Consider the following 8,047-nt stretch of genomic DNA (forward strand, 5'->3'; position numbering starts at 1 on the left):
TCGACACCGGGATCAGGTATCTCAGCCTCACATCGTGTGCCGGCGATGCCGTCACACCCCCGCGATGAGCCAGAGTCCTCCGCCGATCTGATCGGCTGACCTGTCTTACCGCCCATTGGCGTCGACGATTCCGCTCCAGTCACGGCTGATGGACATCAGCTCGTCGACGTCGGTAGCTGAGTGCCGCGGGCCGTGGCACGGAAGCCGATGCTCGAACGGCACGGGGATGGGGGTGTCCGGGTCGGCGGGGATCAGGTCGCCGAGAGCGTCGGGCAGCGAGTTCAGCAAGTCGGCGACCGCCTGTTCGACGGTGCCCTGGGTGAGCACGCCGGTGGGGCGACCGCCGACGGTGACCGTCAGGCCGAGGCGGAGCGCCACGGCGATCGCTGTCGCCGGCGACGGTGGGTGGGTGTTGTCCGGTGGACCCGTTGTCCGGCCGGGCCACAACCGCCACGGGTCGATCGACTCGGCGGCGATCGCTTCGGCTTCCAGGGCGCACCGCTGGTCGGCCGGCAGGTCGGGCCGCCACTGTTTCGGCAGTTGCAGCCAGGGGGCGAGAACCGGTCCGGCTGGATCCTCCGGGTCGTAGAGGTGGGCGACGCCGGCCGCTGCCGCCAGATCGTCAAGTAGTCTGGCCAGGTCGAGGCACCAGTATCGACCGCAGCCGGTCGGCATCGGGGTGACCGTGCCGGGCACCACGCTGGCCGAGACGACCGCACCGGTGTCGACGTTGGCGACCGTGAGCACCAACTGGGCGCGCCGTGCTCTGTCGCCGGCCGAGCCCGGCCCAATGTGTCGCTCGGTCACCGGTAACCGGACGGGGAGGCCGTCGGGGCATGGCCGCCCTGCCAGCGGCGCAACGCGTCCTTGATCCGGTCGTTCTGTTCGTACGTCCGGTCGAGCTCGGCGTAGAGGACACCGAGGTCGTAGGCGACCCGTTCGAGGAACGCGGCGACGTCGGCCGGGTCGAGGCCACGTCCGTGGGCGCGTCGGCTGGCGGTGCGGAAGTGCTGGCTGCGGACCTGCCAGGGCCGGATCGGCCGGTACGCGGTCGGCCGCTGGTTGCGGCCATTCGCGGGTACGCGGTACACGCCGCTGCCGTTCGGCCAGTCACGCGGCGGCAGGGACACCATCCGCCGCCGCTGCCAGCGGACCCGCCACCGTCGCCACAGTTCTCGCATCGCGTTTTCCTCCCCTTGCGTGTCGGGTGTCTGGAAGGGGTGGCCCTGCCGCTTGCCGATCGGCAGGGCCACCCCGCCCCAATCGCCGCAGCCATCCTTGGCAGTACGGCAACCAGGGCAGTCTTCGATTCACGGCGGATCGATCGGATAGGGGCCCGGGGCGCGTGCGTACTCCATTTCGGTGTTACTTGCGGGAACGCGGTGTCGGCCGCGTTTCGGCCACGGACCAGCACCGGAGCGGCCATGGCACGGGGGTTCCTGGCTGTTCCGGTGTTGACGGCCGTGGCCGTGAAATGGTTTTCTCGCACGCGCCCCGGGGGCTCGGTCCTCCGTGGATCTTGCTTTCTCAACTTCCTACCCCTCCACCCTGGACTACCCACCCCATGCGATGGAAGATGTGGGAGTCGGAGGGTTCTCGGAGAGATCCTACGAAACTGATAAGGGGGCCGATAATGATCGACTTGCAGGAGGCCATCCGCAAGGAGCGGACCGCGCGAGGGCTGTCGCAGGAGCAGCTCGGCGCGCTGGTCGGGGTGAGTGGGTCGTCGATCGGCAGCTACGAGGCGGGGCGGCTCATTCCGGTGCCGGCGATCGCCAAGGCACTCGACGGCGTCTTCGAGACCGGCGACCGGATCCAGCGGCTGGCGGCCCAGGCGCGCGGGCAGTCAATCGCGCCGTTCCTGCGCTCGTGGGCCGAGAACGAGACGCAGGCGAGCATGCTGCGCTCGTTCCAGCTTTCTGTCGTGCCAGGGCTGTTGCAGACCGAGGCGTACGCCCGACATGTGCTCACCGACATCGGCCCGGTCGACGATGTCGAGACGTCACTCGCCAACCGGCTGGCCCGGCAGGAGGTCATCACCCGGGCGGAGAACCCGGCGCACTTCGTCGCGGTGCTCGACCGGTCGGTGCTGCACCGGCAGATCGGCTCGCCGGACGTGATGGTGGAGCAGCTGACCGCGCTCGTCGCCGCCTGCGACCGGCCCAACGTCCGGGTGCACGTCGTGCCAGCGACCGCTGGGGCGTACGCCGGGCTCAACGGTCCGTTCGCGCTCGGCTCGGTGCACGACCGATGGGTGGGCTACCTGGACACCCACCTTGGCGGCGAGCCCATCGACGACCCGCAACAGGTGCGCCGGCTCGAACGAGCGTGGGAAGATGTCCGCAGCTACGCCCTGCCCGTCGCGGAGTCCCGCGAGATGATCGAGAAAGCGGCGCTGACATGGAGCTGACTGGCACCCCTCGTTTCCGCAAGTCGACCCGGTCCAACGGTGCCGGTGGCGACTGCGTCGAGGTCGCCGACAACCTGCCCGGCGCCGTGCTGGTACGCGACAGCAAGGACCAGACCGGCCCGGTGCTGACCTTCGCCCCCGCCGCCTGGTCCACCTTCGTCACGCACCTCCCCACCCACCCCTGACCCACGCCTGTCTCGCTCGGCGGTGCCCAACCCGCGCAAACGGGCGTTGGGCGCCCGATTGAGCGACCAACCTGTCCCTGAACGAAGGCGACGTCGAGTTCGGAGTTGCGCCATCACGTGACCTGGCCCGGCCGCCAGACCTCGGCTGATGTTCCTGCCCGATCGGTCCCACCGAGTGCCCCTCACCCGCTGGCTCGGCCCCGCAGGTCAAAGAAGTCCTTCGTCGCTGGCCCACTTCGCGAAACCCCCTGGGCCGAAGGGCAGCCGGTACGAGTTCTGCAGGAGATCATCGGCGAGCGCGTTGACCAACGGAACGGTGAGCAACTCCTGTCGGATCGCGTCACACAACAGCCCCAGAGTGCCGCGGACCTCGACCTTGCGGGACTTCGCCGCGTTCCTCGCAACCCGGTCGTCGACAACGGCAACCGCTCGGGGTGTGGCTTCGGCCAGGGCGAGAACTCCGCACTCACCGACGTTTCTGCCGTCCGGTCCGACGAGCCGCTGCTTGTAGTAGGTGAAGGCGGTGATCTGGGCTGATTGATCGAGTCGGACCACGCCGACCCAGTCGGCGTCGAGCACCATCTGCAGGTAGCTATGCCGGGTTGCCCCGTCGCGTAGCTCGGCCTCGACGACGTCAGGTATCACCACGGTGACGTTTGCGAGGACCGCCTTCAACACGCCGAGCCACTGGCTGCGAGCGAAATGGCTCAACGGACCGGTGTCGAGGACGTACGTCTGTCGGTCGGGATTCACGAGGTGAAGGCCCAGATCTCGGCTTCGTTCGCCGGGGGCAGCTCGGGTAGGTCGTCCGCGCCGAACGTGCCGAGCAGCAGACCAAGCGCCCGGTCGAGGGTGACGACCTCGCGCCGGTAAAGCCGCAGGACCGCCTGCGTGTAGCTGCGCGGCAGCGACACCGGCGCCAGCTCCTGGCTCGGCAGCAGGTTCTTCTCCTCGATGTCCGCCTTGGTGGTGCGGACGGCACGAATCCTGTCGGCCTTCGCTTGGTCGACAAGGCCCAGCTCGGTCAACCGGCGGGCCAGGGTGGCCATGTCGACCTGATAGTGGCTGCCGGCCCGTACCGCGGTGTCTCGCATGACCTCATCCGGGATCGCCGACCACTCGGCCCACCGTTCCCGCAGGTCGGCCTCGGGCAGCAGCAGGGCCCGGGCGAACCGGTCCAGACGTGCCTCGATCTCGTCAGCCTCGGTGGCTGCCACCCGCCAGTCCAGCGTGTACTGATCGGCGACCAGGTAATGCCCCAGCTCGTGTGCGAGTGCCAGCCGACGACGACCAACCTTTTGATCGCCGTTGATGACGCTGACCCCACCTGCGCCCAGCAGGACGGTCGCTGCGTCGGCGCCTTCGCCCAACCGTACGGAGAAGGGCAGTAGCCCGATCGTGGTCACCAGGCGGGACAGATCCCGCGTGGGTTCCTGAGGATCGAGCCCCAGGAGGCGGCGTGCCTCGGCAGCTAGACTGTCCGCCGCCGAGATGGTTGCCGGCGTGGGAAAGGGCTCGGGCTGCCCGTCGGCGAGGCCGGGACTCTCGTTGATGACGAACTCGACGTCGCGGGCGATGCGGTCCAACTCGTCGTCGATGGGCTGCGTCGCCAGCCCGGACCGAGACTGGCGGTAGGAGACGAGGGCTGGCGGCCCTGGCTCGACGAACCACTCGACGCTGCGTCCCAACGTCTGAGCGATCGCCACCAGTTCAAGCGCGGACACCCGTCGATCGCCCGTTTCGATCTTGGCTAGGGCGCTGCGTTGGATGCCGACCTGGGTGGCCAGGTCCTCCTGGGTCTGCCCAGCCGCAACTCGGGCCGCCGCCACCCGCTCGCCGATGCTCACTGTTCGATTTTAGAACAATCGCGGTCGCTGAGGGAGCGGGTCAGGCCACGAGCTCGGCGGCCACCATCGACCAGACGCTGGCAGCGATGAGACACCTGGTCGGTACGCCGTCGGCGTGAGGCCGGGAACTGTGGAGGGGCGAACGCGCCATGCCAACCCTTCCGCGCTTGCCCCCCGTGCGGACGTAACACAACCGCAAGCTGCGAGAAGTACGTCTGGCTGCTGGTTGCAGAAGTATCTGCGGCGGATACCGGCACAGGGAGACCAGGATGACCAGACGCGGAGGCATGGAATGACGTCCGCCAGCGAAGCGGGCCGGACCGGCAACGGCGGCACCGCCGTTGTCTCCGCCCTGGCGGCCGAGGGCGTGGAGGTCGTCTTCGGCATCCCCGGCACCCACAACCTGGAGCTCTACCGCGCCCTGGCGGACACCTCGATCCGCCACGTCACGACCCGCCACGAGCAGGGCGCCGGCTACGCCGCCGACGGCTACGCCCGCGCCACCGGGCGTCCCGGCGTCTGCTTCGTCACCAGCGGCCCGGCGGTCAACAACGTCGCCTCGGCCGTCGGCACCGCCCACGCCGACTCGATCCCGTTGCTCGTCGTCGCACCGGGACCGCCGCGCGGCCTGGACGGCGCCGACATCGGCAGCCTGCACGAGATGCGTGACCAGCGTGGTCACATGGCCGGCGTGGCCGAGCGCAGCGTACGGGTGGACAGCGCCGCGCAGGCGGCGACCGTGATCCACGAAACCTTCGCCCGCTGGCGGACCGCCCGGCGGCGACCGGTGTTCCTGGAGGTGCCGCTCGACGTCCTCGACGCCGCCTGGGACGGCCGGCACCTGCCGCAGCCGTCGCCCCCGCCGATGCCGGCAGTCTCGTCCGACGAACTGGCCCGCGCCACCGAACTGCTGACTTCGGCGGGCCAGCCGGCCCTGCTCGTCGGTCGCGGCGCCGTCGGTGCCGCGCGCGAGGTCCGCCGCCTGGCCGAACTGCTGGCCGCTCCCGTCGTCACCACCGTCACCGGCAAGGGTGTCCTCGACGAAACACACCCGCTGTCGGTCGGTGCGTCGGTACGGCTCGGGCCGGCGCAGGAACTGCTCACCGCTGCCGACACGGTCCTGGTCGTGGGCAGCGGACTGTCCGACGCGGAGCTGTGGGGATGGCGGCCCGAATTGCCGGGCACCGTCATCAGGATCGACGTCGACGCGGGTTCGCTGACGAGGAACCTCGTACCGGCGCTCGCGTTGCACGCCGACGCCCGCGAGGCGTTGCACGCTCTGGCCGAGCGGATCGAGACCGAGCGTCCCGGCGCGGTGAGTGCGGCGGCCCGACTCGCGGCATCGGAGCGGGCCGGCCAGGCCCGCGCCGCGTCGGCGGCCGCCGCAGGCCGGGACGCCGGGCCGTGGGCCCACCTCAACCGGACGCTCAGCGCCGCCCTGCCGGCCACCACCATCGTCGCCGGCGACAGCTCACAGGTCACCTACTACGGCACCGCCCATCACTGGACGGCGCAGGCGCCGATGCGGCTGCTCTACCCGACGATCTACGCCACCCTCGGCTACGGGCTTCCGGCCGGCATCGGCGCCAAGCTGGGACGACCGTCGGTGCCGGTGGTCGTGCTCGTCGGCGACGGCGCGTTCATGTTCTCCGTCGCCGAACTCGCGACAGCGGTCGAACAGGGGATCGCCCTACCGGTCATCGTCGTGAACAACCACGGCTTCGCAGAGATCCGGGACGGCATGGTCGCGGCCGGCATCGCCCCGGTCGGGGTGGACCTCGTGACACCCGACTTCGTACTTCTCGGCCGCGCCTTCGGTACGCACGGCGTCCGGGTCACCGGTATCGACGAACTCGTCGACGCCACGCGTCACGCACTCGGAGCAGACCGGCCCACCGTCATCGAGGTGGATGCGGACACCGTCGGCTGGCAGTAACCGTCTCCGCTCCCAGGTCCGGGCGGCCGCGGCCGGGGTACCCGGCGCCGCCGGGGTCGAGGCAGACTCGACCCCGGCGCGGGTGGGTGTGCCGACGGTGAGCGGCGGGTACCGGTCGCGGCACCACAGGCTCAGGCCTTCCAGTTGGCCTTGATGTCCTCGACGATCGCCCGCGCGATGTGCAGGGTCTGTGCCCCGCGCGAAGCGTAGGTGGCGCCGCCGTTGTGCGGGGTGAGGACGACATTGTCCATCTTGCGGAACTCCGCCGGCACGTACGCGTCGTGCACGATGGGCGGCTCGCTGCGGAACACCTCGAGGCCGGCACCGGCGATCGTGCCGTCCTGCAACGCCCTGATCAGCGCCGGCTCGTCGACGATGCGACCACGGGCGACGTTGATGAAGTACGCCGTCGGCTTCATCATCTTGAACTGCTTCTCGCCGACGAGCTCGTAGTTGGCGTCCTCGAAGTTGACCAACAGGCAGACGTAGTCCGACTGGGTGAACAGTTCGTCAGGTTCGGCCCACTGGACGCCCCACTTCGCTTCCTCCTCGGGAGTCAACCGGGTGCGCTTGTTGTACAGCACGGTCATGTCCATGTTGGTGAGCACCCGGGCCGCCTGCTTGGCGACCTTGCCGAAGCCGTAGAGGCCGACGGTCTTGCCGGTGGTGCCCTGGCCCATGAACTGCATCGTCATCTCTTGGAAGAACCCGACGCCGCGCAGATAGTGGTCGGATTCGGTGACCCGGTACGCGAGGTTGAGCAGCAGCGCCACCATCAGTTGGCCGGTCGCACGTGGGTTTAGCCCGTAGCCCTCCATCGTGTACCCGTCCGGGTCGGCCGGCGGCTCGGGGCGCTTGGCCTCCAGGATCCGGACCCCGGAGGCCTTGATCGCTTCGGCATCGTGCAGGTCGGCCCGGTAGCCGGAGGTCCCGATGCCCACGAGCTTGGAGCCGGGCCCGAACAGGGACGCCTGGATTGGTGTGTGGTGCATGCAGAACAGGTAATGTGAGCGTCGCGCCGCGCTCGCCAGTTCGTCGAGACTCGCGTCACGGTGGGTCCAGGGAAAGACTTCGACGTCACCGTACTGCCGCATCAGCTCGAGCGCTGGATCGGGGATCGGCAGCGGCACATAGATTTTGGGAAGCACGGGCTACTCCTACTCAGTTGTTCCAGTTGGCCTTGATGTCTTCGACGATCGCTTCGGCGGTGCGCAGGGTCTGTGCCCCGCGTGAGGCGTAGGTGGCGCCGCCGTTGTGTGGGGTGAGGACGACGTTGTCCATCTTGCGGAACTCGGCTGGCACGTAGGCGTCGTGGACGACCGGGGGTTCGGTACGGAAGACCTCGAGTCCGGCGCCGGCGATGGTCCCGTCCGTGAGCGCGGCGATGAGTGCCGGCTCGTCGACGAGGCGGCCCCGGGCGACGTTGATGAAGTACGCGGTCGGTTTCATGAGCTTGAACTCGCGCTCGCCGAACAGCTCGGCGTTGTCGGCCGTGTAGTTGACCAGCAGGCAGACGTAGTCGGATCGGGCGATGAGGTCGTCCGGGTCAGCGCACCAGGTGACGCCCCATTTTGTCTCCTCTTCGGGGGTCAGTCGGGTGCGTTTGGCGTAGAGCACCTCCATGTCCATCGCGGAGAGCAGGCGGGCGGCCTGTTTGGCGACCTTGCCG

General features: G+C 69.2%; 9 protein-coding genes. 3 read left to right on the forward strand and 6 right to left on the reverse strand.

The window, feature by feature from the left end; translation table 11 throughout:
• Nucleotides 1–105: 105 nt before the first annotated feature.
• Nucleotides 106–807, reverse strand: coding sequence for a hypothetical protein (locus ACFHWT_RS23095; RefSeq protein ID WP_416596740.1), 702 nt, complete (start codon nucleotides 805–807; stop codon nucleotides 106–108).
• Nucleotides 804–1,181: a DivIVA domain-containing protein gene (locus ACFHWT_RS23100; RefSeq protein WP_416596741.1), complete on the reverse strand. Its 378-nt coding sequence runs from the start codon at nucleotides 1,179–1,181 to the stop codon at nucleotides 804–806. The genes ACFHWT_RS23095 and ACFHWT_RS23100 overlap by 4 nt, the downstream gene beginning before the upstream one ends.
• Nucleotides 1,182–1,633: 452 nt before the next feature.
• Between ACFHWT_RS23100 and ACFHWT_RS23105 the strand changes: the two genes are divergently transcribed.
• Both ACFHWT_RS23105 and ACFHWT_RS23110 read left to right on the forward strand, forming a co-directional pair.
• Entirely contained in the window at nucleotides 1,634–2,410 is a 777-nt protein-coding gene (locus ACFHWT_RS23105; protein WP_416596742.1) for a helix-turn-helix domain-containing protein, read from the forward strand.
• Nucleotides 2,401–2,595, forward strand: a complete 195-nt coding sequence (locus tag ACFHWT_RS23110; RefSeq protein WP_416596743.1) for a DUF397 domain-containing protein — start codon at nucleotides 2,401–2,403, stop codon at nucleotides 2,593–2,595. The genes ACFHWT_RS23105 and ACFHWT_RS23110 overlap by 10 nt, the downstream gene beginning before the upstream one ends.
• Before the next feature lie 207 nt (nucleotides 2,596–2,802).
• Here the strand turns inward: ACFHWT_RS23110 and ACFHWT_RS23115 are convergent, their stop codons facing one another.
• Nucleotides 2,803–3,348 (reverse strand): nucleotide-binding protein, encoded by a 546-nt coding sequence (locus tag ACFHWT_RS23115; RefSeq protein ID WP_416596744.1) that lies wholly within the window; start codon nucleotides 3,346–3,348, stop codon nucleotides 2,803–2,805.
• Nucleotides 3,345–4,442: a helix-turn-helix domain-containing protein gene (locus ACFHWT_RS23120; RefSeq protein ID WP_416596745.1), complete on the reverse strand. Its 1,098-nt coding sequence runs from the start codon at nucleotides 4,440–4,442 to the stop codon at nucleotides 3,345–3,347. Before ACFHWT_RS23120 ends, ACFHWT_RS23115 begins: the two co-directional genes overlap by 4 nt.
• A 292-nt stretch (nucleotides 4,443–4,734) precedes the next feature.
• Between ACFHWT_RS23120 and ACFHWT_RS23125 the strand changes: the two genes are divergently transcribed.
• Entirely contained in the window at nucleotides 4,735–6,378 is a 1,644-nt protein-coding gene (locus ACFHWT_RS23125; protein WP_416596746.1) for a 5-guanidino-2-oxopentanoate decarboxylase, read from the forward strand.
• Between the two features lie 131 nt (nucleotides 6,379–6,509).
• On the opposite strand, the gene ACFHWT_RS23130 is transcribed toward ACFHWT_RS23125, so the two are convergent.
• Both ACFHWT_RS23130 and ACFHWT_RS23135 read right to left on the reverse strand, forming a co-directional pair.
• Entirely contained in the window at nucleotides 6,510–7,526 is a 1,017-nt protein-coding gene (locus tag ACFHWT_RS23130) for an NAD(P)-dependent oxidoreductase (RefSeq protein ID WP_416596747.1), read from the reverse strand.
• Nucleotides 7,527–7,539: 13 nt separating this feature from the next.
• The coding region (locus ACFHWT_RS23135) for an NAD(P)-dependent oxidoreductase (protein ID WP_416596748.1) at nucleotides 7,540–8,047 on the reverse strand (508 nt) is incomplete at its 5' end.

This window comes from Micromonospora sp. LOL_021 (assembly GCF_048060215.1).
Taxonomy (GTDB): Bacteria; Actinomycetota; Actinomycetes; order Mycobacteriales; family Micromonosporaceae; genus Micromonospora_E.

What these genes read in the sequence shown, in the direction of transcription:
- ACFHWT_RS23100 (WP_416596741.1), bottom strand. Translation starts at nt 1,181, where the DNA reads ATGCGAGAACTGTGGCGACGGTGGCGGGTCCGCTGGCAGCGGCGGCGG.
- ACFHWT_RS23105 (WP_416596742.1), top strand. Translation starts at nt 1,634, where the DNA reads ATGATCGACTTGCAGGAGGCCATCCGCAAGGAGCGGACCGCGCGAGGG.
- ACFHWT_RS23110 (WP_416596743.1), top strand. Translation starts at nt 2,401, where the DNA reads ATGGAGCTGACTGGCACCCCTCGTTTCCGCAAGTCGACCCGGTCCAAC.
- ACFHWT_RS23125 (WP_416596746.1), top strand. Translation starts at nt 4,735, where the DNA reads ATGACGTCCGCCAGCGAAGCGGGCCGGACCGGCAACGGCGGCACCGCC.